Origin of the sequence: Sphingomonas sp. NCPPB 2930 (assembly GCF_042867205.1) — a bacterium.
Classification (GTDB): domain Bacteria; phylum Pseudomonadota; class Alphaproteobacteria; order Sphingomonadales; family Sphingomonadaceae; genus Sphingomonas.
This window is the reverse complement of the sequence record NZ_JBHZQU010000003.1, coordinates 24420-50421: the sequence shown is the minus strand read 5'-3', so window position 1 is coordinate 50421 and position 26002 is coordinate 24420. Positions and strand designations below refer to the sequence as shown.

Genomic DNA, 26002 nt, shown 5'->3' with positions numbered 1-26002 from the left:
ATGGGCTTTTCGAACGTGGGCTTGCGCGGCAGTCGCTACTGGTGGCGCAAGAAAATGACGGTCGCCGGCGTGCGGTTAACGCTGGCGTTACCCATCGGTGCGATGAGCTTTACGGACGCGCGGGTGATCGCCCTGCGCCTCGGTTCGGCGGCGGAAGCATTGCGCATGGGATATGGCGAACGATCCTCCGGGGTAAGACCCGACCAGCTCAAGAAGGTATTCAGCGACGCGCTGCGCTGGCAGTTGCAGCGCATCCTTGAGGATCAGATCGCCAGCAGCACCCCCGCCGTCGGTCACGCCAGCCTCAACTCTCGCTATGCTGAGGCATGGACCTTCCTGTCGAAGCGCGGCGTCGAGGGGAAATGGTCGATCGATGACCACGAGCGCCTGATCGACAACGGCTGGGACACGCGAGAGGCGAAGGCTGTCGCCGATACGGTCTTCGATCTCCAGAACGGTAGCCCCGTCTCCGCACAGCAGATCGACAGCTACGTCACCAACTTCGGGATCGTGCCAACGGCCACGAACCTCGACAAGCTGCGCGTCACGATCTGCGCCGCCAAAGCGGTGGCGTGCCGCAAGGCGACGGCGAACCTGTCGGCGGACGGAGACGTGCCCGCCGACTGGATCGACGACGCGCTGGCGGATGAGGCACCATTTGCGTGGGAAGAGGCGTCGGCCGATCCCGAGGGGGCGGTCCCCTCACAACCATCTCCTGCCGTCACGCCTGAGGCACCAGCAGCGGCTCCAGTGCCAGAGAAGCCGAAGATGCGCCTGCGAGATGCAGCCGACAAATGTATCGACGCCCACAAGCAAGAGAAGGCGTGGGGTACGGACACCGTCAAACAGGTTCAAACCGCTATTCGGCTGTTCGATTTCGCATGTGGAGAAAATGTCTTCATTGAGGACATAAAGCAAGAGCATGTGACCGCCTTCACCGAACTATGCCGGGCCCTCCCCAATCGCTGGGGGCGCACGACCGAAGAACAGGCGGGCGGGATCGCCGCGAGCCTCGAACGGGCCAAGACTATGAAACCGGACATGCTTGGCGTGTCCCAAATGACGATCAACAAACACATAACCTGGATTACGGCTGTTCTCGATCATGCCGAGGGAGCGAACGCCAAGGTGGGGCATCGTCCCGCTGAGCCGATCACCTTCAAGAAGGCTCGAAAGGGCATCGGCAAAAAGGCACGTCAACAGCGTAAGCGTGATCGTGACAAGCGCGCCAACTGGTCAATTAAAGAACTTCGTCATCTGTTGTCCGCGCCCATCTGGACCGGGTCAGCCGGAATCGATCATCGTCTGAAGCCGGGGACAGAGGTTTTGCACGATGCTTGGTATTGGCTACCGCTGATGCTGCCGTTGTATGGCGGTCGCAGCTCGGAGCTGGCCGGGTTGCCGCTCAGCGATGTGCACGAGGATGAGCCAATTCCGTATCTGCAGATCGACTACACCGAAGACCGTGGATTGAAAAACACTCAGTCCGTCCGCAAGCTGCCGGTCCATCCTGAACTTATTCGGCTAGGCTTCCTCGACTATATCAGGGAAATCCGTGCGGCGGGTTGTTCCATGCTTTTTCCGGAAATGGACTCGCCAAAAAGCACCAGCTTTGCCAGCACCTTCTACAAAAGCATCTTCAATCCCTGGAGGAGATGGGCTTTCGCTAATGGAACGCCATGGCTGCACCAGGACGGCGGCGCATGGAAGGACAAGGACGTTCACAGCTTCCGGGGCCTTTCCACAACTATGTTGAAGGGTCGCGTGGAGGACAGCGTTCGTTGCGACATCTTCGGCCACGAAGGTGAAACCGAGACGGCGCGAACCTATGACGAGGAGGCGAATCTGTCGATCAAGCTGGAGGCGCTCAAACACCTTACGCCGCTGACCGAGCATATCCCGGCAACCCTGCCAATCCGGATCCGTCCCGCGAACCGGCTGAAGTTCGGGGTACGGACGCCCAGTCGTTTGGGACGGTCAAAGACCACCAAGCCAAAGTGACCCAGGATTTTCAAAGGGCTTCTGCCGTCATAGAGATCGTCGCGCGGACCGATCATTTGCTCCACTGCCGCGTTTAAAATCGCAGTCACGAGCCAGTTTGACACCATGTTCGTCATCGGGCGCCGCGGGGGGCGATCAGACCATCCGTGGGGCCGGCAGAATTGACATCACCACGTAACCGGGTCTGACTGTCCCGTGCTGTGGAGACGCCGAGCGGTTAGGCGGACTGTTGATCTCCAAGCCATGAGCGGGCGTCGTAACGAAGCTACTCGCTATCTCGTGGGCTCCAGTCGCTACATCCTCGCCTCGATAGAAGAAGCGCTTACGGGGATACTGGCATCACGACCGGTGTTACCCTTTGATGCTTCATCCCTTTCTCGCCGCCGCCGCCTGTTCGGCCCTTCTTTCAACCGTTGCCTCGGCGCAAACCGCGCCGCTCGGTGCCAATCTGGAGCGCTTCGACTATCCTGCCCCCGTGCACTGGTTCGAGGCGACGTCACAGGGCCATCCGGTTCGCATGGCCTTTCTTGACTGGCCGGCAACCGCCACGCCCAACGGCACGACGGTCGTCCTGCTCCACGGCAAGAACTTTTGCGCCGCGACCTGGGGCGACACCGCACGCGGATTGGCGGCGGCGGGCTACCGCGTCATCGCGCCGGACCAGATCGGCTTTTGCAAATCGTCGAAGCGGAGTGGCTATCAGTACAGCTTCCATACCATGGCCGCGCTGACCGCAGCGCTGCTCGACCGGGCCGGAGCCGGCAAGGTCGTGCTGGTCGGCCATTCGACCGGCGGCATTCTCGCGACCCGCTTCGCGCTCCTCTACCCCGAGCGGGTCGCGAAGCTGGTGCTGGTCAACCCGCTCGGCCTCAACGACACGCTGAGCGAGGGCGTGCCCTATACCGACCTCGGCAAGCTGCGCGCCGAGGAGGCGAAGACGGACGCAGCGTCGATCAAGGCCTATCAGCTTCGCAACTATTATCATGGGGTCTGGCGGCCGGACTACGACCGGTGGGTCGGCATGCTGGCCGGGCAATATGCCAGCGCCGACGGCGACACGGTGCGCGACGCACAGGCGCGCCTGTCCGACATGATAGAGACCCAGCCGGTCGCCGCCGAACTGCCGCGCCTGACTGTCCCGACCACGCTGATCATCGGCCAGCGCGACCTGACCGCCTTTCGCGCGAGCAGCGCACCGGAGGATCGGCGGGCGCAAGTCCGCACCGTGCCGCAAGCCGCCGAGGACGCGGTGAAGCGCATCCCAGGCGCCCGCCTGATCCGCCTGGACGATCTCGGCCATTCGCCGCAGGTCGAAGCGCCCGCCGAGTTCCTGCAATCGCTTCGCTCTGCGATGACGCCGTGAAGCGATATGCCTGCGCGCTGGCGCTCCTCCTCGCCAGCGGTTGCGATGCTGCACCTGCGCCACGGCGAGCCGCCATGTCTCGCCCGGTCGAGACGCGCGGTTTGGACGGCGCCATCCTGGCCGACGCCGTTGCCCAAGCCAGCCGTCTTCCCCGGCTCCGCTCGCTGCTGGTCCTCCGTGACGGGCAGGTGCTGGCCGAGCAGCGCTTCAACGGCGGGCCGTCGCTCGACCGGCCGGTCAATATCAAGTCCGCGTCCAAATCGGTCCTGTCCGCGCTGGTCGGAATTGCGATCGCGAAAGGCGCGCTGACCGGCGTCGACCAGCCCGTGCTGGCGGTGCTTGGCAGCGATGCGCCGCCCAATCCCGACCCGCGCCTTGCCCGGTTGACCGTCGAGGACCTGCTGACGATGCGCGCGGGACTGGAGCGGACGTCGGGTGAGAATTACGGGCGCTGGGTGTCCAGTCGCAACTGGGTCCGCTTCGCCCTCGCGCGCCCGTTCGTCGATGAGCCGGGCGGCGCGATGCTCTACTCGACCGGCAACACGCATCTGCTGTCGGCGATGCTGACTCTCGCGTCGGGACGCGACACCCATGCCCTGATGCGCGACTGGCTGGCGGAGCCGCTCGGCATCACCATCCCGCCATGGTCGCGCGATCCGCAGGGCATCTATTTCGGCGGCAACGACATGATGATGTCGCCGCGCAGCTTGGCGCGGTTCGGCGAACTCTATCGCCTGGGTGGGGTGATCGACGGGCGGCGGATCGTCCCAACCCGCTGGATCGCAGACAGTTGGACCCCGCGCACCGTATCGCCGTGGAGCGGCGGACAATATGGCTATGGCTGGTTCGTCGGCGCCAGTCGTGGCCATCCGCTGCGCTTCGCCTGGGGCTATGGCGGGCAGATGCTGTTCATCGTGCCGGACCTGAAGCTGACGGTCGTCATGACCTCCGATTCCAGCGGCGCGCGCGACAATGGCCATATCGCCGCGCTCCATGCGCTGCTCGACGACGGCATCGTGGTCGCTGCTGAGCGGGGTGGAGCAACGTGACGGGCGAAGACGCTTAACCGCGATGCACGACCGCGCCGATACGGAAGGCGTCCAAACCGAGCCATGCCGCCATCCGCTCGAGCTCGGCCTCAAGCCGGGGCAGCGTATCGACGGGCGCTTCCGGTTCCAGCGTGATGCGGTACGCGAGCAGCATCCCCGCCTGCCGATCTGCTTTCAGATCGACCCTGCCGACCAGCGCCTCGTCCATCAGGAAGGGCAGCATGTAATAGCCGTGCGTGCGCCGATCCTGCGGCACATAGATTTCGATGCGATAGTGGAAGCCGAACAGGCGTTCGGTGCGGGACCGCTCCCAGATCAACGGGTCGAACGGCGCGAGCAAGGCAGCGCTGCGCACCCGGCGCGGCACGGTCGCGTCGCGATGCATCCATGCCTTCTGGCTCCAGCCTTCGACCCGCACCGGCACGAGCACGCCATCCTCCGCCAGATCGGCGATGGCGTGATCGGCTTCGGCGGGTTTCAACCGGAAATAGTCGCGCAGGTCGCTGGCGGTCGCGACGCCCAGCGCACGAGAGCTCCGTTCGATCAAGGCGCGTTGCGCCGCCTCAACCGGCGGCGTCGGGAGCGCCAGTACCGCTGGCGGGATGACCCGCTCGGTCAGGTCGTACAGGCGCGCAAAGCTGCCCCGCCGGGTTGCGGTGGTGATCTGGCCGGACCAGAACAGCCATTCAAGCGCATGCTTGACGTGGCTCCATTCCCACCAGCCGCTGCGGCTAGACCCGTTCTCGAAGTCGGCCGCCGCCAGTGGGCCTTCGGCTGTGATCCGTTCGAGCACGGCGTCAGCCTCGGCCCGGCGCTCGACCGCGAACCGGCGCAGCGCCTGATAACCGATCTCGCCTCGCTCCGCCCGTGCCATGCGCCAGCGGAGCAGCGGGTGCAGGTCGAGCGGCAGCAACGATGCCTCGTGCGCCCAATATTCGAACATGCGTCGCTGTCGTTTCGGCCCCCACGCATCTCCCTCCAGCAAGGCACGGTCATAGCTGCCGAGACGTGAGAATGCGGGCAGATAGTGCGCCCGCGTCAGCACGTTGACGCTATCGATCTGGAAGAGGTTGAGCCGCTCGGCGATGCCGCGCAGGTGGCGAACTGATGGGTACTCTGGCCGAGATCGTCCGAAGCCTTGCGCTGCCAAAGCGATCCGACGCGCTTCGCCTGTTGATATGCTCATGACAGGCGAAGATCACGCCTTACCGCCAAGCGTCAATGCTGGGGTCCGGCGCGATATCCCCTTGTTATGCGGGGACGTGATCACGTAGCGCAACCTGTCCCGCGACGTCGACGCCATCGCGAACCAGCATCGCCAGCTTCGCGGTCGCGCGGTCGCATCCGGCCATCAGCGACACCGGTCGACCCCGGACCTGCACGATCTCGCCCGGCAGCACCTTGAAGTGGGACTGAGCCCCGTCCTGCGGCACGATTACCGCGCGAGCCTTGCCGGGGACGAGCGACAGGCGGCATCCCGTCGAGACGTAGCAGACGGTGTCGCGCGGCAGCATGACGGTGATCCCGGTCATGACGGGGACGTCGTCTTCGCCGACGGCGAATTCGAGATAGACAAGATCAACCTGGGCTTCGACCGCTGTGCGACCGAACGCAATTCGCTGGTGGGGATCGAGCGAATCACCGGCCATGATCATCAGGCCGGGGTTCATGATCTTGTTGCCGAGCAGGAGCTTGGAAACGGCAGCGACATGGGCGCGAACATGGGCGGTCTGGTCGGGGTTCATGGTCTGTCTTCCTTGTTTCATCCCCACCATGGGGATCACATCGACTTGCCCATTCCCCTCATCTTCTCCCTTCCACCGCGATCGCGCCGTCGATCGGCCCGCACGGCGGGCGGTTCAACCGGGACTGAGCACCCCGGTCCCAGGTGAAGCTGCACCGCGATCCGCCGCAGGACAGCACGGTCGAGCACGTGCGCCCCGTCAGCGACGTGCACCGCCCGGGCCCGTGCAACGGCCGCAGGACAGATGACGGCGGCGACCGCCATCACACCTCGCGTACTCGGCCCCGCCGCCGCGTGCTGCCAGTGCTCGCCGGCCAGCACGAGCAGCGGGAAGGCGATGACGAGCGCCCAGCACGCCTGCCGCAGCAGGCGGGGCATCGGCACCGTCATGACCGATCCTCCCCGCCCGCAGGGCTGGATGCCGTGCCGCGCTCGCCGTGGACCAGCATGCGGATGGCTCGGACCAAGCCATCGGCGCGTTCGTGCGCCGTTCGCCACGGCACCTCTTCAACACGAAGATGGCGCGCCGTCAGCCGGAACCCCGAAGCGGCCGTGCCATCCCGCTTGTCCGGTGTCGGCACAAGCCACAGGACAGCGTCGACATCGACCCAGAGCGTCAGCATCCAGTGCCAAGTGACCCGCCCGCTGTGCCACAGGCCCAGTGCGAAGCCAGGCATTCCGTCCTCGGCTGCAGCACTGACGATCAGCGCGTCCGACCGGGTCGCGAGCAGCGCGCTGTCCATCACGGCGATGGACGCGGCGAGATTGCCGACTGTCGTCGTGACCAGCAGATGGTTCGCCTCGCTATACAAGCAGCCAGCCAGCGGCAGGCCGAGGTCGGCCGGCATGTCGCTCAGGCGCCACCCCGCCGCCTGCGCCAGCGTCCGCACGACGTGCGAGTTCATCGCCTGGCCGATCCGCGGCCAGGGTTCGTTATCGTTCATGATGTTTCCCGATGATGGTGTTGGTTCGCTGGCGTGTTCAGACTTGCCGCCAGTCGCCCTGGAATGCGCGAAAGGCGTTGCCGACCAGGGCATGGGCCTTGTCGGTGGCAAGCGGCGTCACCCATTCGCCAAAGCCGAGCGGCGTCAGTCGCCTAGGGCCGGCAAGGAGAACATGAACATGCGGCGGGCTGGCGCTGCCGGCACGGTGGGGGGCATGCTGGACCAGCAGCGCGGCCACCTCGAACGGATCGACGATCAACCGGCGGGTGAAGTCGCGGACCAGTTCATATTGCTCGTGCAGTCGCGCCGTCGGGAAGGTGAAGGTCAGATAGGCGAGCAGCGCCTTGGCCTTGACCGGCAGTTCTGCGTCGACCGTCTCCATCAGGACGCGCGGATCGGACAGCCGGTCATCGGCCCCCGGCGGCAACAGCACCTCGGCCCGCGCGGCGGTCAGCGTCCATGGCGGCGTGTCGGGCGGTGCACCGACGGTCAGTTTGGCGGCGGCAAAAGCCGACGCGCTGTTCAGGTGGCCGCGAAAGCTGGGGCGCAGACAGCCATACATGACACGGGTCGCCTCGCGATCGGCATCATCGCCGGTCAGCACCAGCCAGCTATGCGGGTTCGCCGGATCCGGCAGGCAGCCCGGGTTGACCTCGACGCTGGATGTCACGGCTGCGCGCTTGGCCTTGGTCCGCATCAGATCGCACCTTGCGGGTAGAGGCGTTCCGCCAGATCGGACGCGGCGCGGTAGATGCCATCGGCGCGTTCGGCGAGCGTTTCATAGGGCGGCACCAGATAGAGTTCGAGGCCGTGCGTCTCCAGCCGGATCGCCCCGCCGAACCCGAACGGCACCAGCCACAGGCCGCCATCATCGTGGCGGTAGAGCGCCAAGTCCTCTAGTTTGAAGGGCGCGAGGCCACCGCCCGCCAGCACGACATCGATCGACACCGGCAGCAGGTCACCGCCGGTCAGACAACAGCGCACCAGCATGACGTCGATCGACTGATCCGCAGCGAGCCGTTCGATCTTGGCGCGGAACATCGGCACCGCGACACAGGTAAACGACAGGATCACCGACTGCGCGTCGAACAGCAGGGTATCGGCGGGCATGCCAGCGCCCGATACCAGCGCGGGCACCTCGGGCTTGCCGAAGCCGGTGGCGAGATAGTGGAGAAGCACGTGCGGCAGCGAGTGCACGGGGGTAGTCAGAAATTCCATTGCAGTACCGAAGCTTAAGGGTCGCGGACCGAGCGGTCCGGACAAGCGCGTCCAATCTTTTTCATCGATCTTCAGGGCTCAAAATTCCGGCTTCCTTCATCCTCGTCACCATCCAGGCTGGCGGCGCACGCTTTTGGATGCAGCAGAACCACCGACCCAGGTGACACGGCAACCGCTGACTATCTGGCTGCCCAGCTTCGGCGCGTGCCGCCCCTTCCATCTTCGCCAGCGTTTCCTTCAACGACTGCACGACGTCGCACCTTTGGGCATTCGCGCCTGCAAGTCGTTCGTACCAACCATCTTTGGTCTTGCGCCTTCCGGAACCGTGCCTACGCACGGTGGAGGACCCCGCAGGCCGATGGCCGAGGTATGTCAGATAGCCACCGCATAGCTGACACCTCTCCGTCGCAGACGGAGCGCAACGCTCCTCTCCGGCCTTCAGGAAGCCGGGAGGGGCGGTAAAGTTGGGGTTCCCCAACTTTACGGTATTGCGCCTTCAAAATCTGGTGTGACAAATCAGGGCTCCTGACATACCCAGATTTCGCGATTTCGTCGAAATCGCGTTCGTTCTGACATACCGGCCGCAGGCCGCCCGGAACGCGGCGAAAGGTATGTCAGACTTCCTCAACGATGTGCAGGCTATGCCAGCGTCATGGCGGTGCGCGGCGAACGGTCTCGCGCCCCGCGAAGACGCGTCGGTCCCGTCGCTCCACGACGCGACCGTCAGAATGGGAAGGTTGAGCGGGGATGGCCGAGCCAATCGAAGATGGGGATGCGGTACGCTCGACCGGAGCTGTGGTAGAGCCGGAGATCACCGCCAGGGTCCTGGCTCTGGTCCGCAAACTGGCTTCGGATCCCGCAGGTGGTGGAAGCGCTGGCATGCGCGCGGTCGACAATCTGCAGGGCTATGCCGAGCGCGAAGCCTATCTGCGGGAAATGGTCATGAAGTTCCGGCCGCCCCAGGCTGACCCGGAACTTTGGCTTCGGTGGCTGTCAGGCGGTCCCGAACCTTTTGCGCCGCGCGTGCCAGAGAAGCCGCACGTCTCACAGGTGAATACCAAGCGGGAGATCGAGCGCGCTTCGAAACGGGTCACCGCAGCGCGGGACCGGATTGCCAAAGCCGAACGTGAACTCTCGGCAGCGCAGTCGGTGGCGGCATCAGCCCTCGAATTCGAGTCCTCACTCATCGCATGGGCGCTGATGGAGCAGATCACGTCGCTGGTGACGCCGGTTTTCGCCATGGGGCCGGCGTGGACGTTGATGCGCGTTGTCAGCCCCCATGTCCCAGCCGATGAAATGGAAAACGAGTTGATCCTTGAAGATCACGAACCTAGCCGCAAGGCGCTGGAACAAAAGGTCAGGGAGGAACGCGTCGAGCTGTCGAAGAAGCTGCATGCCGCACTCGATTTCTGGGCGGGTGACAGGGAGTTCGAGGTGGACTTGCGGAACGCGATCAAATCCGTCGTCGACAAACATCAGCCGCGTGAAGCCGCTGCCCGCGCCAAAGGCCGAAAGCTGCGCTCGCAAAACGAGGCCAAGAACTCCGTCAGGCCGGATAGCGCAGCCGCGCGTCACGAAATCCTCGGTCGGTCGGAACACCTGGAGTAATTGTAGATCGCCGTGGCGGCTTACCATCTTCCCAAGCCGATCGCGTCGACTGCAGACGCCTGCTTCTACCCGCAGCCCGCGATCACGAGCAGCCGGTTCCAGCGAATGCTGCCTTCACCACCATCCGCATGGGGCGTGGCGGCAGCATAGCTAGGCCCGTCTGCCGTGCGCGGTGCTACGCCCCTTGGCATGGCATTTGTGACCGGCGCGGCGATCGCCATCGGCAACGTCGCGAGCAGCGCCAGCAGCAAAGACGCAAACGTCTTTACAGTCGATTTTAAAAAGCGCCGCGCGCCGCAGCCGGTGCTTCGCGCGCGGCCGCCGCCTTTACCGCCGCCTCATCGGCAAGACGCGCGTTTCGCCCGCGGGTGCCGAATATCTTGAGCGACCAGGCGTCGGACCTGACGGTGATGCGCGGATTGGGCTCCATGGTCAGATCGCCGCCGCATCGTCCCGTGCACCACGATCCGTTCGACGGGACGCCCTCAGTTGGCCGCCCGTACTTGGCCTCGACCTGCGCAAGGAGAGTCGCCGGATCGACGCGGTTGGTCGACACCGTCAGGTCGATCCGGTCGACGATCTCCCCCGTCGGCGTCTGCGCCATGAACAGGCGGAGATGCTCACCAGCAGGACCCTGGCAGGTCAGCTCACCAACGGCCGTGCCATCCGGGCCGAAGCCGTCGGGGATGCCTTTGCGCTTGCGGATCTCTCGCTCGACGAGTTGCCGGAACGAGGCCGACTGGTATGTCGAGCACCGGTAGGTCCCCGCCAGCGCTGCCTGTACCGCGGCCAGCGGCATCCCGAGGCGGACGCCGGCGACGTCCATCGCCAACGGTTTAGCGGAAGACGCGGGTTGTGCGGCCAATCGCGCCTTCTGCGCCATGGCGGGAGCGGTGGCGAGCGACAACGCCATTACGGCACCGATGGCAGCAGCCTTGGTCATTTGCATCATGGTGTTCCTTGACGACCCGGCGCTCGGCGCCTGGGTCATGGTGTCGGTCGAAATGAATGGGATGGTGACAGTCACATCGATCGTCAGCGCGGCATCGGACGCCAGCCGTCACTCTGCAGCTCGAACGCCGTCGTCGCCTCCTTCTGCTCGGCCATCTGCGCCTGTTCTCCCGGCGGCATGACCGGGATCGGATCGACACCGCGATAGGTATAGGTGACCTGGCTGACCCGATGACCGGCAAAGTCGGTCGGCTCGGTCCAACGCACCACGTCGACAACCTCGCCTTTCGCGAGGCAGAGCGACGGCACCGAAACCATGGCGTTCGTCGCCTTGCGCTCGACCGCGTGAAGATACGGCGCACCCTTCTTGGTCGGTGCGTACGAGATCAGTGGCTGGCGCACGAACGCGTTGTCCGAACCGCTCCACCGCGCCGGCTTCTCGAACGGCGTGCGCGTGACGAGCCCGACGCTGGCCAGACTGTCCAGCATCGCGACCGCCTTCCCGTCGGAACCCCGTCCTGCGAGCGTCGGCTTTGGCGAGGTAACGATCGGGAACCCCAATCCGCCAGGCTCGCCCTCGACCTCGTACCGCATCACGTCGATCGGGTGGCAGAAGACATCGCGGACGACGGGATCGAGCGCGGCGGCGAACGCCTCCTTGCTCGGGGCTTTGGATTGGCCGCACCCGCTCAAGCCGGTGGCGGTTGCGAAGATCAGGACAGCGGCGGACATGGATGATCTGGACATGGGCGTTCCTTGCGATTCAGCGGACGACGAGGTTGAAGAAGGCGGCGACGTCTGACCCGCCGCGGACATGACCGGCGTCGAAGGCACGGGCGACGCCGAAACGCAGCGTTGAGGACGGTGCCAGCGCGGTCGACCAGCCGAGCTCGAGATCGAGCTCCCGCGCGGTCGGCGACAGATCGAAGGTCCGGCTTTCTTCAGCGAGTGCACCCGACATCAGATCATAGGCGACCGGCACCAGCAGCGACGCCCGCGCCCGCTCGACGCGCAGCGGCGACGACAGGCCGAGCGTGGCCAGTCCGCCGAACAGCGGACGCGCTCCCTCGACCGCGAAGGCGGTGCTGATGATGCGACCATCGAAACGGACGCCTGCGACCGCGTCGGCGGCGCTGCTGCTGCCGACGGTGGCGCGACCGGACAGCTGCATGCCCGCGAAGTTCCGGCGCAGCGTCGTGGTCGCCAGCAAGGTCCGGGCATCGCCCGCACCGGCCCCCGCATCGTCCCGCAACCCGAGCACCTGACCCCGCTCGACGAGTTCCGATACCTCCAGGCCGAGACCGAACGGGGTGAAGATCGCCACTGTGCGCAGGCCGGCCTCGCGGCTCCGCGACCCGCGCCGGAATGACGAGGGCGACGCGGCGATGGAGGAACCTGAGGCGAACGAAGCCGACCAGCCGCCGATGGACCACTCGGAGGACATGCCGATCGGCTGCCCGATGGTGCCGCGCAGATACGAACCGGCGAGCGAGGAGGCGACACCCGGACCCACGGCGACGTTCGCGCCCAGCGTGACCGTCTGACCTGCAGCCGGCGAGAACGTCACCATCGCCGGTCGGCCGGACGCAGCGGCCTGCCAGGGTCCTGTCGTCGTCGTCGTCGCGATGCCCAGTTTCGCGTCCGACCACGACGAGGACCGAAGGGGATAGGCAGATGCGGATGCGGCGAGCCCTCCCGCGAGCAGGCCGGAGGACCGCGCCCGGATGCTGCTGGGCGCCGTCATCAGGTAGTCCCGGCCGTAGCGGTCGAATACGGTCATGGTCGACGTACGAGAGCCGAGGTCAGCCGCTCCCGCCGCACCGCCGAACGGCGCGGACACGACCAACGATGAATAGCGCGTCAGCACCGTCCGTGCAGCGGCGAACGACATTGCCGGTGCCTGCGCCTGCATCGCCTTCTCGACGTTCAGCAGACCCACGCCGTAGACCTGATCGACCCCGGGCGCGCCGAGATCAGTCGCCGTGTCGAGCATGATGCGGCTGATCTCCTTGCCGCCGAGCTGCGGCCAGTACTGCTTCAGCAAGGCCGCGGCACCCGCTATCCCCGGCGCCGCGAAGCTGTTGCCCGTCACGACGACCTGCTGACCATTCTGGTCCACGGTGGCGACGTTGCTCGCTACGACCGACAGGGTGCGGTCCGCCAATGCGCCTGGCGTGCCGTTGCCGCTGGGCGGCTGCAGGTTCGCATCGACGCGGATGCCGAACAGGAACCAGTCCTTGTTCGACAGGTCCTTGCCGACGAGGTTCTCCGCGACCTTGCCCGAAAAGCTGTCTTCGCCGACGCTGTTCGTCACCGACTCGACGAACAACCGGTTGCCGCCGCGTACCAGATCCATCGCCGACTTCAGATCAGCGGCCATCTGCTCGCCGCCACCCGAGCCGTTGATGCTCATCGAGATCACGAAGGCCCCCTTGTCGACCGCATACCTGATCGCCGGCGCGATCAAGGCGACGTTCGGCGCATACGATTCGGGTATCGGGCCGGTCGAACCCGCGGTGATGCCCTCGAGGTTCGGACCGCTGATCTTCAGTGCCAGGATGGTGGCGTCATAGGCCACGCCGTGCATGCCATTGCCATCGCGCGCACCGGCTGCGACCGCAGCGGTCTTGCTGCCGTGGCCGTCCTTGTCGTCGAGCTCGAACCGGATCGTCTCGCCCGGACAGGTCGCGCAGCGGGCGACCTTCTGATCGAACCCGGTGCTGTCGGCCGAGATGCGGCCGGCGAATTCCGGGCCATCGCGGTCGATGCCGGTGTCGACGATCGCGATCGTCACGCCCTTGCCCGTGATCCCCCGCGCGTAGGCATAGTCGGCCTTCATACCGACGGCAGCCGCGCTCTTCGCATCCTCGGCGGTCGGCGCAGGCGTAGGGGTGGGTGTCGGAGCCGGGGTCGGCGCAGGCGTCGGACTTGGTGTAGGGGTGACGACCGGCGTCGTTCCGGGGGAGTTGACGCTTCCGCCGCCACCGCAGGCGCCGAGCATCATGGCGGTCGCAACCGCCGCCGAGTTCCTGATGATGGCGAGCCGCCTGCTGCGGCAACCATGATATGCACCCACGCTCGAACCCCCGTTCGCGTCGGTGCCGGCAGGCTGATCCCAGCCGGCGGCACCGCCCCTGTTGAAACGAGGCGGTGCCGGCCCGTGAGCCGGAGATTGGAAACCTGCAGTAAGACAGGCGCGAGCGTCTTTAGGCCTCCGAAGAAGCCCTGGACATACACGCCCGCTCCCCGGCCGAAACTGGTTCGGGCCGGGCATACGGCTACTTACTGACGAGGTTTCCACGCCTCGGTCCGCCTGCTGGCGAACAATCCACCTCTACGCCGGGCGGGTTAACAATCTCAAGTGCTGAACTGCGGCTTTGGCGCTGCCGGGCGTAACATGCTGACGACATTGCGCATAATTCGGCGAGGCGGCATGGCGGGGCAATCTCCCGCTCATAAAAGATGAGAGCCGGCTGCTGAGGCTCTTCGGCGAACGAGCAGGAACAGCATCACTCAATCCATAAAGCGGACGACCAAGAAAATTCGGACAATCGCAGCGATTTTTTCATCCTCCCTGTCCGAATATGCCGGCAGGTCCGCTTTTATGATTGAGAGGCATCGCCATTTTGCCCAACCTTGCTTCAACTGCCGAGGATCGTGCCGCCGACAGCCACTATACGCCGGCCGAGATCGGCGTGATGCTGGGCGCACTCCCCAACTTTGACCGGCAGCGGCTTATCGCCTCCTCTCGCTATCTGGCACGCGACAGGCATATTCTCGCCGCCGACTTGCGTCAGGAAGCCTTCATCCGGGCGCTCGACGGGCGGCGCAAATGCCAGCGCAGCTGGAACGTCACCGACTTCCTGGTCGGGATCATGCGCAGCCTGACCTCGGCTGACCGTGAAGCTGACATCGCGGGCCACCGCCCCGTTCTGATCGGTACATTCGGTGAAGGTGGCATCGATCTGGCGTCACCCGCGCCCTCGCCGGAGCAGGTCGGCCATGACGCCATATATTACCGCCGCACGATCACTGCCATCCGCGAGGCGATTGATCGCGACCCACGCCTTGTCGCGTTGATCGATGCGCTACTGGATGGTGCGAAGGGTGCCGATCTTCAGCGGCGGTTGGGGGTCGATGCAACCGAACTTGCGTCGCGCCGAAGGCAGCTTAAGCGCGTGTTGATGAACGCCACGAGAGACAGGAGCCTGCCGTGACGCAAATGGATGCGGATCTCGAGCAATTGCGGCTAATTGACGATTTCCTCGAAGAAGAAATCATCGATCTGTCCGACAGTGACGCGTTTAACGCCGAAATCAGGCAGGTAATCACAGCGGTCGAGGAGGCGGTGTCGCCAGATAGCGAATCCGTTCTTGATCATGCACGAGACGACGCATGGGTAGCATTATTTGACGGCCCCTGACTGCCGGTGGCCGACGGTAACGGCAATTGCTGGTGGGCGTCCGGCGTACATGGTGTTTGGAGGAAGTGCCCGCCATGCTGCTGCGTATCAACCAAAGGGGGAAGTTTTGAAGATCGGGGTCATTGCCGACGCACATGGAAATCTGGCCGCGCTGGAGGCTGTCCGCGACGCAATGACTGCCGCCGCGCCCGACCTGATCATCAATCTGGGTGACCTCGTATCCGGCCCCTTCGATCCTGCGGGAAGCGCCGAGCTTCAGATGCGCTCCGATTATCTGACCATCGCTGGAAACCACGAGCGCCAGTTGCAGGACGGCAGCGACGGCGCCTTCGACGTTCTGGCGCGGCCGCTCCTGACCCAAGAGCATTGGGCCTGGATCGAGGGTCTGCCCGCGACGCTCACCCTCTGCGACGGCGATGTCTTCGCCTGCCATGGCAGCCCGGCGGGCGGGGATCTGGAATATCTGCTCGAGGACGTGACGTCCGGCCGCGCGACACTGGATGCCGACCCTGCCATCCGGCCACGCCTGAAGGGGATCGGGTCGGCCAGTCTGGTGCTGTGCGGGCATACGCACACGCCGCGCATCGTGGCGGTCGATGGTGTGCTGATCGTCAATCCCGGTAGCGTCGGGATGCCGTGCTACCGGGATTGGGGCGCGACCCCGCATGTCATGGAGGCGGGTAGCCCGCTCGCGCGCTATGCCATCGTCGAGCGTCGTAATGCCGGATGGGCGGCCCAACTGCACGGCGTACCCTATGACTATGAAATCGCCGCGCGTCAGGCGGAGTCTTTCGGCTTTCCGGCCTTTGCCCACGCCGCCCGGACGGGCCGTCTCCTGCCCGGCTGATCCGCCGCCTGTTCGAACGCTAGGTCGGAGTGGCGGGACGAGAAAGCGTCCCGCCGAACCTGCGACCGTCAGGCGCGATAGCCGCCCTGGCGCTCGAGCATCCAGCCGGGATATTCCGCTGGCAGCTTGGTCACCGCATCGAGCGCAGCCAGATCGTCCGCGTCGAGCGACACCTGGGTCGCGGCGATATTGTCGGTAAGCTGATCGACCCGCTTGGCCCCGACGATCACGCTCGTCACCACCGGCTGATGGAGCAGCCAGGCGAGCGCGACCTGCGCGGCGGTGCAGCCCTTCGCTTCTGCAATACGGCGCATCTCGGTGATCACCACCGAACCACGGGTGCGATCGACCGGCGGAAAGTCGAAATTCGCGCGCCGCCCGTCCGCCGCCTGGCCCTCGCCATCATATTTGCCCGACAGATACCCGCCGGCCAGCGGGCTCCACACCATCAGCCCGATCTTCTCGGACCGCAGCATCGGCACGATCTCGCGCTCCAGGTCGCGCCCGATCAGCGTGTAATAGGCCTGGAGCGACAGGATCGGCGCGAGCCGCCGCGCCTCGGCGATGCCGACCGCCTTCACCACCTGCCACGCCGCCCAGTTGGACAGGCCAAGATAGCGGACGTGACCATGACGGACGAGCGTATCGAGCGCCTCCAGCGTCTCTTCGATCGGCGTCGCGGGATCAAAGCCATGGATCTGGTAGAGGTCGATATGGTCGAGGCCGAGCCGCTGGAGGCTCTGCTTGCACTGGCTGAGGATATGGCCGCGCGACGCGCCGCGCGCATTGGGACCATCGCCCATCGGACCCAGCACCTTGGTCGCGATCACGACATCGTCGCGGGCGACGCCGATGTTCTTGAGCGACTGGCCGAGGATCCGCTCGCTCTCACCGCCGGCATAGACATTGGCGGTGTCGATGAAGTTGATCCCGGCATCGAGCGCGGTCCGGACCAGCGCGTCCGCCTCGTCCTGGCGAAGCTGGCCGATCTGGCCCCAGATGCCTTCGCTGCCGCCGAAGGTCATGGTGCCGAGGCAGAGTTCGGACACGAACAGGCCGCTATGGCCGAGTTGGCGCATACGCATGGGACGATACTCCTATTGGAATGGATGAGCCGGAGATACGCCGCGAACGTTCGGCGCCGCGACGTCGATCCAATCAAAGTCCTGCCCGATCCTATCAAAGTGAAGCATGCGCCGGTGCATTCGGTGCGTGGCGACGCTACCATGCAAGGCATGACGACGTTGTCTGACCTTGCTCGGCTGATCGAACGCCATTGGTTCGTCCATGGTCGCGAAACGCCGATCCCGGGCCTGCTCATCACCCGCGCGGAGGAGCCGACCGGCATCATCCGCACGGTCTATCGGCCGTCCTTCTGCCTCGTCGTGCAGGGCGCGAAGATGTCGATGCTGGGGCCGACGCCCTATCATTATGCCGAGGGGCAATGCCTGCTCGCCTCGGTCGACCTGCCGGTCACGTCACGCATCGTGCGGGCGAGTGCCGACGCGCCCTATCTGGCGCTGTCGCTGGCGATCGAGCCCGTGACCGTGGCCGAACTGGTGGCGGAGCAGGTGAGCGTGCCGGGCCCGGCCGCCGCCTTCAACGCGCTGGCAACGAGCGACCATGACCCGGCGCTGCGCGATCCTCTCAGGCGTTTACTTGACCTACTCGACCATCCGGCCGACCGGGTGGTGCTCGCCCCGCTGATCCGGCGCGAGATCGTCTGGCGGCTGCTCGGCGGCACGTTGGGACCGGCGCTGTGCCAGATGGGTCTGGTCGACACCCATGCCGCGCGGATCGGGCGCGCGACGGCGTTCATCCGCAACCATTATGCCGAGACGTTGCGCGTGGCCGACCTCGCCGCGCTGGCGGGCATGAGCGTCCCCGGCTTCCACCGCCACTTCAAGGCGGTGACGACGATGACGCCGGTGCAGTTCCAGAAGCAGGTCCGCTTGCAGGAAGCGCGCCGCCGCCTGATCGCCGCCGAGGAGGTCGCGCGCGTGGGCTTCGCGATCGGCTATGAAAGCCTGTCTCAGTTCAGCCGCGACTATCGCCGCCTGTTCGGTGCACCGCCCGGTCGGGACGCGGCGACGATGCGTGCGCAACTGGTGCCGGAGCCTGCACTGCCCTGATACTTGACTCCGTCAAGTAAGTTGATCCAGCATGGTGGACATGGAAGATGCAGACATTACCGCCATCCGCCGGTTCAACCGCTTCTACACCCAGACGATCGGCGCGCTCGATGCGCGGTTCCTCGGCACCGAGGCGAGCCTGCCGGAAGCCCGCTTGCTGTTCGAGATCGCGACGCGCGAGCCCGTCACCGCTAGAGTGTTGCAGGACACGCTTGGCATGGACGCGGGTTATCTCAGCCGCCTGGTCGCACGCTTCGAAAAGCGCGGCTGGATCGTGCGGGTGCGCCGTGACGACGACGCCCGCGCGCGCGACCTGCGGCTGACCGAGGCGGGACATGAGGCCTTCGGCACGCTCGACCACCGCCAGAGCCATGCCGTCGGCGATCTGCTCGCGGCCGTGGACGGACAAGCGCGGCGCGATCTGGTCGAAGCCCTGACGCGCGCGCGGCTGCTGCTCGATCCTGCCTCGGGTGGGCCGTTCGTGATCCGGCCCTTCCGCACCGGCGAGCCCGCGCTGATCGCCGCGCGCCAGTCGCTCCTCTATGCCGAAAGCCATGGCTGGGGTCGCGAGCTGGAGGTGATCGAAAGCGAGGTGACCGCGGCGTTCCTGCGCGACCTCAATCCCAAGCGCGAGCAATGCTGGGTCGCCGAGATCGATGGGGTGATGGCGGGCGCGGTTTTCGTCACCGACGAGGGCGACGATATCGCCCGGCTGCGCCTCCTCCATGTCGAGCCCTTTGCCCGCCGCCGGGGCATCGGCGATGCGTTGGTCGGCGCTTGTGTCACCTTCGCACGCGAAACGGGCTATCGCGCGTTGACGCTGTGGACCCACAGCGTGCTGGAGTCCGCAAGCCGCCTCTATGCCGCGCATGGTTTCGCATGTGTCGAGACGGCGATGCACGAGCGGTTCGGCGTCCCGCTCCAAGGCGAGACCTGGCGGCGGGAGTTGGCGGCGTGACAGGCGGCCTGACGATCCGCCTGGCGACCGAAGCCGACCTCGGGGCGCTTCGCGACCTGATGACGCTGTCGATCGATCGCGGTCAGGCGGCGGTGCTGACCCCGGCGCAGATCGTCGCCAGCCGCTCGGTGATGGGGCTCGACACCCAATTGGTGCGCGACGGCACGTATTTCGTCGTTGAGGACCATGGCGTGCCGGTCGGCTGCGGCGGATGGAGCCGGCGCGCGACCCTCTATGGCGGCGACCATAGCACCGACCTGCGCGACCCGGCGCTGCTCGATCCGGCCAAGGACGCCGCACGCATCCGCGCCATGTACACCCACCCGGACCATGTCCGGCGTGGGATCGGCCGGATGATCCTCGACCGCTGTGAGCAAGCAGCACGGGCGGAGGGTTTCGCAGCCGTCGAACTGATGGGCACGGCGGGCGGTGTGCCGCTCTACGCGGCCTGCGGTTACGAGCCGGTTGAGCGCGCCGATACCCAGGTCGATGGCGTCGTCGTGCCGTTGACCCGGATGCGCAAGGGGCTGTGACCCAAGGCTTACGTCGCCCACCCGTCAGGTCGGGCAGGCCTTGGCGCTCGGCTGACGCCGGAACGCCAGCAGCATCGCCAGAGCCACTGCCGCCATCGCCGCACCGGCCAGCGACACGGTTGCCAAACCCAGCCCAGCCCCGATCACGCCGCCGCCCAGCGCCGCGCCGATCGCATTGCCAAGGTTGAAGGCACCGATATTCATCGCGGAGGCGAGGTTCGGCGCGTCCGAGGCCGCATCCATCACCCGCATCTGCAAGGGCGGCACGATCGCGAAGCTGGCGATGCCCCAGATCAGGATGGCGATGGCGGCGGTCACCGGCCATTGCATGAGAATCGTGAAGGCGAGCAGCGTCAGGGCCATGATCGCCAGCATGGTCATGAGCGCCCGGTCGACCGAACGGTCGGCCAGCCGCCCGCCGACGCCATTGCCGATCGTCGCGCCTACCCCGAACAGCATCAGCATCGCGGTGACATAGCCGGTTGAGCCATGCGTCACATCCCGCAGGATCGGGACGATGTAGGTGAAGACGGTGAAGACACCGCCAAAGCCGATCGTGGTCAGGGCCAGCGCCATGAACACCGGCCCGCGCGTCAGCACGCGCAGTTCGGCGCGCATGTCGCCGCCCTCGGTCGCGGGCAGCGGTGGGAGGGCGAGACGAAGCGATAGCATCGCAATCGCTCCAACGCCCGCGATGCCGGCGAACGCGGTGCGCCAGCCGACCGCCTCGCTGACCCAGGTCGCCGCCGGCACGCCACCGATCGTGGCGACGGTCAGCCCGGTGAACATCGCCGCCACCGCGCCTGCGCGCTTATCCGGCGGCACCAGGCTCGCGGCCACCACCGATCCGACGCCGAAGAACGCGCCGTGGTTGAACGAGGTCACGACCCGCGCCGCCATCAGCATCCAGTATCCGCCCGCCGCGGCAGACAGCGCGTTGCCGAGCGTGAAGATGCCCATCAGCGCGATCAGCAATGTCCGTCGGTCGATCCGCCCGGTGGTGAGCGTCATCAGCGGTGCGCCGATCAGCACGCCCATCGCATAGGCGCTGACCAGCAGCCCGGCGGCGGGGATCGACACGTGCAGGTCGGCCGCGATCACCGGCAACATGCCCATCGGCGCAAACTCGGTCACGCCGATGCCGAAGGCGCCGACCGCCAGCGCGAGCAATCCGAGGTTGAACTTCATGATCGTGGCTCCCTCAAACCATCGGCGGCGCGAGGCGGGCGAAACCCTCCTGCTGCCGGTATGGGGTGTGCGGATAGGGCGGCAGCACGTCGCTCGCGGCGTCGAGCGCCGCCACCTGCTCGGGCGACAACGCCCAGCCGACCGCACCGAGATTGTCGCGCAGCTGCGCCTCGTCGCGCGCGCCGATGATGACCGACGATACCGTCGGACGTCGCAGCAGCCAGTTGATCGCGACCTGAGGCACGGTCTTGCCCACCTCGGCCGCCACCGCCTCCAGCGCATCGACGACGCGGTAGAGATGCTCGTCCTCGACCGGCGGCGCGAACTGCGCGGTTTCGTGCAACCGGCTGCCCGCCGGGATCGGCCGTCCCCGCCCGATCTTGCCGGTCAGCCGACCCCAGCCGAGCGGGCTCCAGACCAATGCACCGACACCCTGGTCCGCCGCCAGCGGCATCAGGTCCCATTCATACGCACGGCCGATCAGCGAATAATAGACCTGATGCGCGACGAGGCGCGGCCAGCCATGACGATCGGCCAGCGCTTGCGCCTTCATGATCTGCCAGCCGGGATAGTTGGAGACGCCCGCATAGCGGACCTTGCCGTCGGCGATCAGCCGGTCGAGCGTGCCCATCACCTCCTCCGCTGGGGTGGAGGCGTCGAAGGCGTGAAGCTGGAACAGGTCGATTCGGTCGGTGCCGAGCCGCCGCAGCGCCGCCTCGACCGCGCCGATCAGCCGCGCCCGCGACGCGCCCCAGTCCTGCGGACCGTCCCCCATCGGCAGGCCGGTCTTGGTCGAGATGAGGACGGCATCGCGCCGCCCCGCGATTGCTTCGCCCAGCACCTGTTCCGACGCGCCATCCGAATAGACGTCAGCGGTGTCGAACAGCGTCACGCCGACGTCGAGACAGATGTCGACCAGCCGCCGCGCCTCGGCGGCGTCGCTTGTGCCCCACGCGCTGAACAGCGGGCCCTTGCCGCCGAAGGTTACCGCGCCGAACGACAGGGCCGGAACGCGCAGGCCGGATGATCCCAATTGCCGATATTCCATGACACCTCCTTTGCGAATGTCATTCGTCAGGCGCATAGATGAACGGTGAAGCGGCCCGGCGGAACCGCCCGCCGGTGCAAAGGATCTATGCCTTGGACGCAAAGATAACCGGTAATGACGATCGCGCCCGGTCTCTCGCCCTGTTCGCGAGCGTGGTGGAGCAAGGCAGCTTCTCCGCCGCCGGTCGCACGCTCGGGTTGACGCCGTCGGCGGTGGCGCGGGCGATCGACCGGATCGAGGCGCGGCTCGGCGTGCGGCTGCTGCTCCGTTCCACCCGCGCGTTGACGCTGACCGCCGAGGGGCAAGCTTATCTGCTCGCAGCCCGCCGCATCCTCGCCGATCTCGACGATGCCGAGCAGCAGATCGCCGACCAGGGCGCGCCGCGCGGACGGTTGCGGATCAGTGCGGCGCTGGCGCATGGCCGTTTGTGTGTCGTGCCGCTGCTCGGAGACTTCGCGCGCGCCTATCCGCATATCCTGATCGATATCGCCCTGACCGACACGCTGGTCGATGTGGCCGGCGGGCAGGCCGATGTCGCCGTCCGGTTCGGTCCGCTCGCGGACAGCGGGCTCACCGCGCGCAAATTGTCCGAAGGCGGGCGGGTGATTGTCGCTTCACCGGACTATCTGGCGCGGGCAGGCACGCCCAAGGTCCCGGAGGACCTGCACGCCCATAACTGCCTCAACTTCAACTTCCGCCGCGCCGAGCCGACTTGGCCGTTCCGCCGCGACGGCCGGGATTTCGCCCTGTCCGTCGAGGGCGGCATCGTCGCCAACAATGGTGAGACGCTGGGTCATCTCGCCGCTGCCGGGGTCGGCGTCACCCGGGTCGGCCGCTTCAGCGTCGCGGCTGAGATCGCGGACGGGCGGCTCGTGCCATTGCTGGAGGACTATAATCCGGGCGACGTCGAGCTGATCCACGCGGTCTTCGTCGGCGGCTCAACCACGCCAGCACGGGTGCGGGTGTTCGTCGACTTCCTGGTCGAGCGCCTAGCCAGCCGGTTCGAGTAGCGGGTGCGACACGGCCTTTTCCAGGAAAGCGTACAGCCGATCGTCGTCGCTCATGGCGACGTTGAAGCGCATGTGATCCCGCCAGCCTCCGTTGGGACTGAACACCGGCCCCGGTGCGAGCACGATACCTTGCGTGATCGCCCGCCGGGCAAGCTCAACGGCATCGACGCCGTCCGGCAGTCGCGCCCAGAGGAAGATGCCCGCCGCCGGATCGGTCCACGGCTCGATCCCGATGGCCCGCAGGCGTTTCGCCACCCGCGCCGTGGCCCGGGCCAGCCGGGTCCGGACACCGTCGACATGACGCCGATAGCTGCCATCGGTCAGCACCGCGTGCAGCAGGTTGGCGGCGAGCGGACTGCCCGCCATCGACGTTGCGATGCGCAGGTCGGCCAGTCCTTCGATCCAGTCGGGTCGGGCCGCGATATGGCCACAGCGCACGGCCGCCGACAGTGATTTGGAGAAGCTGCCGATACGGATCGTCCGGTCGAGCCCGTCGAAGGCGGCCAGACGCGACGAAGGCGTGTGTTCGAAGTCGGCAAAGATATCGTCCTCGACGACGACCATGTCATGCGCTTCGGCGATCTTGAGCAGCCGGTGCGCGGTGGCGGCGGCGAGCGACGCGCCGGTCGGGTTATGGACGCCTGAGTTGGTCAGGTAGAAGCGCGGCCGATGCGTCGCAGCGGCCTCGGCGAAGTTGGCGACGTCCGGCCCGGTCGATGTCATCGGCACGCCGACCACCTTGGCGCGGTGCGCACGCAACAGTGCCAGAAAGTTGAAATAGCACGGGTCGTCGACCAGCACGGTATCGCCCGGCTGAAGCAGGAAGCGGCACACCAGATCGAGCGCGTGAGTGCCGCTGTCGGTCAGCAGGATTTGCTCGGAGCCAGCTTCGATCCCCTGATCCGCCATCCGCCTCGCCAACAACGCCCTGAGCGGGGGCGAACCCAAGGGGGAAGCATAGCCCGCCAGGGTGCCGTTCTCGTCGGATCGCGCTGCCCCGCGCATCGCCTTGCGGAGGGCATCGCCCGCCAGCCAATCATCGGGCAGCCAGCCGCATCCCGGCATCAATTCGTGGCGCCGCTCGCCCAACGACTGGCGCAGCATCCAGAGCGGGTCGACCTCGCGCTCCTTCGTGCTGGCCAGCCGATCCAGCGCCAGCGGGGCCAAGGGCGCGGCAACATAGAATCCCGATCCCGGTCGCGATCGGATCACGCCCTCTGCCGCGAGGCGATCATAGGCCTCGACCACCGTCGAGCGTGCGACGCCGCTTGTCTCGGCCATGGCGCGGATCGACGGCAGCCGGGCGCCCGGCGTCAGCGCGCGGGCATCGATCCGGTCGCGGATCGCACGGACCACCATGCCAGTGCGGGTTTCATCGGGGGCGCTCGCCATCGTACTGCCAATCTCACCAATACAGTTCGGCATGTTTGTACCGATGTGTATCTGTCGGCGCCAGTTGTCGCGCGATAGGACGAGCTAACATCAACAGGAGATGACCGTGACCCGCCCCTTTCGCCTCGTCGACGTATTCGGCACCGATCCGCTGACCGGCAACCCGTTGGCCGTCATCGCCGATGCCGATGGCCTGACGACGGACGAGATGCAGGCGATCGCAAGCTGGCTGAACTTTTCGGAGACGACCTTCCTGCTGCCGCCGACCGATCCATCGGCCGACTATCGCGTCCGCATCTTCACCATGGCGCACGAACTGCCCTTCGCCGGGCACCCGACCTTGGGCAGCGCGCATGCGTGGGCGGAAGCGGGCGGGCGGCCGAAGCAGGACGGCGTGATCGTGCAGGAATGCGGTGTCGGGCTGGTGACGATCCGGCGCGAGAGCGATCAGCTTGCCTTTGCCGCACCGCCACTGCTGCGCGGCGGTACGCCGACCGAGGCCGAGATCGCTCAGGTCGCCGAGTTGCTGCAGATCGACCGCGCGGCGATCGTCGATGCCGCCTGGGCTGACAATGGCCCCGGCTGGATTGCGGTTATGCTGGAGTCGGCCGAGGCAGTGCTGGCGGTCAAACCGGCGCGGTACCATTCCGAGCATATCGACATTGGCATTGTCGGTCCGCACGCCCCCGGCAGCGAGGTCGCGTTCGAACTGCGCGCGCTCTTCACCGACGCGCATGGCGGGCTGATCGAGGACCCGGTGACCGGCAGCCTCAACGCCTCGGTCGGCCAGTGGCTGTTCGCCAGCGGTCGGGCCAGCGGCAGCTATGTCGCCGCCCAGGGCACGCGCCTCGGGCGGAGCGGGCGTATCCATGTCTCGCAGGATGAGACCGGCCAGGTCTGGGTCGCCGGTCCGACGCGGACGCTGTTCTCCGGACGGACGCAAGGGTGATGCAGGTCGCGGTCCTGACCTTCGACGGCTTCAACGAACTGGATTCGTTCGTGGCCGCCGTGATCATCAACCGGCTGCGCCCACATGGCTGGGCCGCGCATATTACCGCCCCGACTAAAACGGTGACGTCGATGAACGGCGTCACCGTCCATCGCCAACGCCCGCTCGAATTCATCGAGGAGGCGGATGCGGTGTTGATCGGCAGCGGGGTTCGCACGCGCGACATTGCCGCCGACCCGGCGATGCTGGCCCGGCTTCGTCTCGATCCGACGCGGCAACTGATCGCGGCGCAATGTTCAGGGACGCTGTTGTTGGCCAGGCTCGGCCTGATCGGCGATTTGCCAGCCTGCACCGACCTCACCACCAAGCCATGGGTGGTGGAGGCTGGTGTCACCGTCATCGACGCACCGTTCGCTGCTCATGGCAATGTCGCGACGGCGGGCGGTTGCCTTGCCGCGTCCTATCTCGCCGCATGGCTGATCGCGCGCGGAGGCGAGCCCGAACTGGCGCGCGAGGCACTTCGTTACGTCGCGCCGGTCGGCGAGAAGGGGCGCTTCGTCGACCATGCCATGGCGATCGTCACGGGCGAGTTGGCGTTCGCCTGACCCGCCCGCACGCTCCTCTCGTAGTGGTACGCGTCGAGC

The 26002-nt window shown here is 66.3% G+C and carries 26 protein-coding genes; 13 read left to right on the top strand and 13 right to left on the bottom strand.

The annotated features are described in order from the left end of the window. From ACFX59_RS05415 to ACFX59_RS05405, 3 genes are all read left to right on the top strand, one after another. Positions 1–2001, top strand: coding sequence for a hypothetical protein (locus ACFX59_RS05415; RefSeq protein WP_387430375.1), 2001 nt, complete (start codon positions 1–3; stop codon positions 1999–2001). Between the two features lie 361 nt (positions 2002–2362). Continuing rightward, a complete protein-coding gene (locus tag ACFX59_RS05410; RefSeq protein WP_387430373.1) occupies positions 2363–3364 on the top strand; it encodes an alpha/beta fold hydrolase in 1002 nt (333 codons plus the stop codon). Positions 3365–3438: 74 nt separating this feature from the next. Further along, a complete protein-coding gene (locus tag ACFX59_RS05405) occupies positions 3439–4413 on the top strand; it encodes a serine hydrolase domain-containing protein (protein ID WP_387430371.1) in 975 nt (324 codons plus the stop codon). A 13-nt stretch (positions 4414–4426) separates the two neighbouring features. Here the strand turns inward: ACFX59_RS05405 and ACFX59_RS05400 are convergent, their stop codons facing one another. The 6 genes from ACFX59_RS05400 to ACFX59_RS05375 all read right to left on the bottom strand — a co-directional run bounded on the left by ACFX59_RS05400 (position 4427) and on the right by ACFX59_RS05375 (position 8319). Then, positions 4427–5563 carry a winged helix-turn-helix domain-containing protein gene (locus ACFX59_RS05400; protein WP_387430369.1) on the bottom strand — a complete coding sequence of 379 codons (1137 nt, stop codon included), beginning with the start codon at positions 5561–5563 and terminating at the stop codon, positions 4427–4429. Positions 5564–5663: 100 nt separating this feature from the next. Continuing rightward, complete coding sequence (locus ACFX59_RS05395; RefSeq protein WP_387430367.1) at positions 5664–6158, bottom strand: hypothetical protein; 495 nt, start codon at positions 6156–6158, stop codon at positions 5664–5666. A 35-nt stretch (positions 6159–6193) separates the two neighbouring features. Then, positions 6194–6547, bottom strand: coding sequence for a hypothetical protein (locus tag ACFX59_RS05390; protein ID WP_387430365.1), 354 nt, complete (start codon positions 6545–6547; stop codon positions 6194–6196). Beyond that, a complete protein-coding gene (locus ACFX59_RS05385) occupies positions 6544–7101 on the bottom strand; it encodes a hypothetical protein (RefSeq protein WP_387430363.1) in 558 nt (185 codons plus the stop codon). The genes ACFX59_RS05390 and ACFX59_RS05385 overlap by 4 nt, the downstream gene beginning before the upstream one ends. A 37-nt stretch (positions 7102–7138) precedes the next feature. Beyond that, positions 7139–7798, bottom strand: coding sequence for a hypothetical protein (locus ACFX59_RS05380; RefSeq protein WP_387430361.1), 660 nt, complete (start codon positions 7796–7798; stop codon positions 7139–7141). Next, the gene (locus ACFX59_RS05375; protein ID WP_387430359.1) at positions 7798–8319 is read right to left on the bottom strand and encodes a hypothetical protein; all 522 of its coding nucleotides are present in this window, start codon (positions 8317–8319) and stop codon (positions 7798–7800) included. Before ACFX59_RS05375 ends, ACFX59_RS05380 begins: the two co-directional genes overlap by 1 nt. A 747-nt stretch (positions 8320–9066) precedes the next feature. Between ACFX59_RS05375 and ACFX59_RS05370 the strand changes: the two genes are divergently transcribed. Further along, positions 9067–9927 carry a hypothetical protein gene (locus ACFX59_RS05370; RefSeq protein WP_387430357.1) on the top strand — a complete coding sequence of 287 codons (861 nt, stop codon included), beginning with the start codon at positions 9067–9069 and terminating at the stop codon, positions 9925–9927. A gap of 277 nt (positions 9928–10204) precedes the next feature. Here ACFX59_RS05370 and ACFX59_RS05365 read toward each other — a convergent pair whose 3' ends face one another. The 3 genes from ACFX59_RS05365 to ACFX59_RS05355 form a co-directional block, all read right to left on the bottom strand. Continuing rightward, positions 10205–10870, bottom strand: a complete 666-nt coding sequence (locus ACFX59_RS05365) for a hypothetical protein (protein WP_387430355.1) — start codon at positions 10868–10870, stop codon at positions 10205–10207. Positions 10871–10962: 92 nt separating this feature from the next. Continuing rightward, positions 10963–11625, bottom strand: coding sequence for a hypothetical protein (locus tag ACFX59_RS05360; RefSeq protein ID WP_387430353.1), 663 nt, complete (start codon positions 11623–11625; stop codon positions 10963–10965). A 16-nt stretch (positions 11626–11641) separates the two neighbouring features. Next, positions 11642–13717 (bottom strand): S8 family serine peptidase, encoded by a 2076-nt coding sequence (locus ACFX59_RS05355; RefSeq protein ID WP_387430351.1) that lies wholly within the window; start codon positions 13715–13717, stop codon positions 11642–11644. 769 nt (positions 13718–14486) lie between these two features. On the opposite strand from ACFX59_RS05355, the gene ACFX59_RS05350 reads away from it, so the two are divergent. The 3 genes from ACFX59_RS05350 to ACFX59_RS05340 all read left to right on the top strand — a co-directional run bounded on the left by ACFX59_RS05350 (position 14487) and on the right by ACFX59_RS05340 (position 16148). Beyond that, positions 14487–15095: a hypothetical protein gene (locus ACFX59_RS05350; protein ID WP_309658569.1), complete on the top strand. Its 609-nt coding sequence runs from the start codon at positions 14487–14489 to the stop codon at positions 15093–15095. Then, positions 15092–15301 (top strand): hypothetical protein, encoded by a 210-nt coding sequence (locus ACFX59_RS05345; protein WP_387430349.1) that lies wholly within the window; start codon positions 15092–15094, stop codon positions 15299–15301. The genes ACFX59_RS05350 and ACFX59_RS05345 overlap by 4 nt, the downstream gene beginning before the upstream one ends. A 106-nt stretch (positions 15302–15407) precedes the next feature. Continuing rightward, a complete protein-coding gene (locus ACFX59_RS05340; protein WP_387430347.1) occupies positions 15408–16148 on the top strand; it encodes a metallophosphoesterase family protein in 741 nt (246 codons plus the stop codon). Positions 16149–16216: 68 nt separating this feature from the next. Here ACFX59_RS05340 and ACFX59_RS05335 read toward each other — a convergent pair whose 3' ends face one another. Further along, positions 16217–17233, bottom strand: coding sequence for an aldo/keto reductase (locus ACFX59_RS05335; protein WP_387430345.1), 1017 nt, complete (start codon positions 17231–17233; stop codon positions 16217–16219). Between the two features lie 150 nt (positions 17234–17383). Here ACFX59_RS05335 and ACFX59_RS05330 point away from each other — a divergent pair, with 150 nt between their 5' ends. From ACFX59_RS05330 to ACFX59_RS05320, 3 genes are read left to right on the top strand one after another with little or no spacing between them, the layout of a single operon-like run. After that, entirely contained in the window at positions 17384–18280 is an 897-nt protein-coding gene (locus ACFX59_RS05330; protein ID WP_387430343.1) for an AraC family transcriptional regulator N-terminal domain-containing protein, read from the top strand. Positions 18281–18320: 40 nt separating this feature from the next. Beyond that, positions 18321–19238: a GNAT family N-acetyltransferase gene (locus tag ACFX59_RS05325; protein WP_387430341.1), complete on the top strand. Its 918-nt coding sequence runs from the start codon at positions 18321–18323 to the stop codon at positions 19236–19238. Then, the gene (locus ACFX59_RS05320) at positions 19235–19771 is read left to right on the top strand and encodes a GNAT family N-acetyltransferase (RefSeq protein ID WP_387430339.1); all 537 of its coding nucleotides are present in this window, start codon (positions 19235–19237) and stop codon (positions 19769–19771) included. The genes ACFX59_RS05325 and ACFX59_RS05320 overlap by 4 nt, the downstream gene beginning before the upstream one ends. Positions 19772–19795: 24 nt before the next feature. On the opposite strand, the gene ACFX59_RS05315 is transcribed toward ACFX59_RS05320, so the two are convergent. Both ACFX59_RS05315 and ACFX59_RS05310 read right to left on the bottom strand, forming a co-directional pair. Next, positions 19796–20959, bottom strand: coding sequence for an MFS transporter (locus tag ACFX59_RS05315; protein ID WP_387430337.1), 1164 nt, complete (start codon positions 20957–20959; stop codon positions 19796–19798). Between the two features lie 13 nt (positions 20960–20972). Further along, positions 20973–22007 carry an aldo/keto reductase gene (locus tag ACFX59_RS05310; RefSeq protein ID WP_387430335.1) on the bottom strand — a complete coding sequence of 345 codons (1035 nt, stop codon included), beginning with the start codon at positions 22005–22007 and terminating at the stop codon, positions 20973–20975. A 92-nt stretch (positions 22008–22099) separates the two neighbouring features. Between ACFX59_RS05310 and ACFX59_RS05305 the strand changes: the two genes are divergently transcribed. Next, complete coding sequence (locus ACFX59_RS05305; RefSeq protein ID WP_387430333.1) at positions 22100–23017, top strand: LysR family transcriptional regulator; 918 nt, start codon at positions 22100–22102, stop codon at positions 23015–23017. Here the strand turns inward: ACFX59_RS05305 and ACFX59_RS05300 are convergent. After that, entirely contained in the window at positions 22997–24442 is a 1446-nt protein-coding gene (locus ACFX59_RS05300; RefSeq protein ID WP_387430331.1) for a PLP-dependent aminotransferase family protein, read from the bottom strand. The genes ACFX59_RS05305 and ACFX59_RS05300 overlap by 21 nt on opposite strands. A 73-nt stretch (positions 24443–24515) precedes the next feature. Here ACFX59_RS05300 and ACFX59_RS05295 point away from each other — a divergent pair, with 73 nt between their 5' ends. Both ACFX59_RS05295 and ACFX59_RS05290 read left to right on the top strand, forming a co-directional pair. After that, positions 24516–25358 (top strand): PhzF family phenazine biosynthesis protein, encoded by an 843-nt coding sequence (locus tag ACFX59_RS05295; protein ID WP_387430329.1) that lies wholly within the window; start codon positions 24516–24518, stop codon positions 25356–25358. Further along, the gene (locus tag ACFX59_RS05290) at positions 25358–25963 is read left to right on the top strand and encodes a DJ-1/PfpI family protein (RefSeq protein ID WP_387430327.1); all 606 of its coding nucleotides are present in this window, start codon (positions 25358–25360) and stop codon (positions 25961–25963) included. Before ACFX59_RS05295 ends, ACFX59_RS05290 begins: the two co-directional genes overlap by 1 nt. The last annotated feature ends 39 nt before the right edge of the window (positions 25964–26002 follow it).

Bases quoted from the DNA above. Each gene is read 5' to 3' on its own strand.
- ACFX59_RS05325 (WP_387430341.1), top strand. From the start codon at position 18,321: ATGGAAGATGCAGACATTACCGCCATCCGCCGGTTCAACCGCTTCTAC.
- ACFX59_RS05310 (WP_387430335.1), bottom strand. From the start codon at position 22,007: ATGGAATATCGGCAATTGGGATCATCCGGCCTGCGCGTTCCGGCCCTG.
- ACFX59_RS05410 (WP_387430373.1), top strand. From the start codon at position 2,363: ATGCTTCATCCCTTTCTCGCCGCCGCCGCCTGTTCGGCCCTTCTTTCA.
- ACFX59_RS05355 (WP_387430351.1), bottom strand. From the start codon at position 13,717: ATGAAGGCCGACTATGCCTACGCGCGGGGGATCACGGGCAAGGGCGTG.
- ACFX59_RS05315 (WP_387430337.1), bottom strand. From the start codon at position 20,959: ATGAAGTTCAACCTCGGATTGCTCGCGCTGGCGGTCGGCGCCTTCGGC.
- ACFX59_RS05390 (WP_387430365.1), bottom strand. From the start codon at position 6,547: ATGACGGTGCCGATGCCCCGCCTGCTGCGGCAGGCGTGCTGGGCGCTC.
- ACFX59_RS05415 (WP_387430375.1), top strand. From the start codon at position 1: ATGGGCTTTTCGAACGTGGGCTTGCGCGGCAGTCGCTACTGGTGGCGC.
- ACFX59_RS05385 (WP_387430363.1), bottom strand. From the start codon at position 7,101: ATGAACGATAACGAACCCTGGCCGCGGATCGGCCAGGCGATGAACTCG.
- ACFX59_RS05365 (WP_387430355.1), bottom strand. From the start codon at position 10,870: ATGACCAAGGCTGCTGCCATCGGTGCCGTAATGGCGTTGTCGCTCGCC.
- ACFX59_RS05395 (WP_387430367.1), bottom strand. From the start codon at position 6,158: ATGAACCCCGACCAGACCGCCCATGTTCGCGCCCATGTCGCTGCCGTT.
- ACFX59_RS05380 (WP_387430361.1), bottom strand. From the start codon at position 7,798: ATGCGGACCAAGGCCAAGCGCGCAGCCGTGACATCCAGCGTCGAGGTC.
- ACFX59_RS05360 (WP_387430353.1), bottom strand. From the start codon at position 11,625: ATGTCCAGATCATCCATGTCCGCCGCTGTCCTGATCTTCGCAACCGCC.
- ACFX59_RS05300 (WP_387430331.1), bottom strand. From the start codon at position 24,442: ATGCCGAACTGTATTGGTGAGATTGGCAGTACGATGGCGAGCGCCCCC.
- ACFX59_RS05370 (WP_387430357.1), top strand. From the start codon at position 9,067: ATGGCCGAGCCAATCGAAGATGGGGATGCGGTACGCTCGACCGGAGCT.
- ACFX59_RS05290 (WP_387430327.1), top strand. From the start codon at position 25,358: ATGCAGGTCGCGGTCCTGACCTTCGACGGCTTCAACGAACTGGATTCG.
- ACFX59_RS05330 (WP_387430343.1), top strand. From the start codon at position 17,384: ATGACGACGTTGTCTGACCTTGCTCGGCTGATCGAACGCCATTGGTTC.
- ACFX59_RS05405 (WP_387430371.1), top strand. From the start codon at position 3,439: ATGTCTCGCCCGGTCGAGACGCGCGGTTTGGACGGCGCCATCCTGGCC.
- ACFX59_RS05335 (WP_387430345.1), bottom strand. From the start codon at position 17,233: ATGCGTATGCGCCAACTCGGCCATAGCGGCCTGTTCGTGTCCGAACTC.
- ACFX59_RS05375 (WP_387430359.1), bottom strand. From the start codon at position 8,319: ATGGAATTTCTGACTACCCCCGTGCACTCGCTGCCGCACGTGCTTCTC.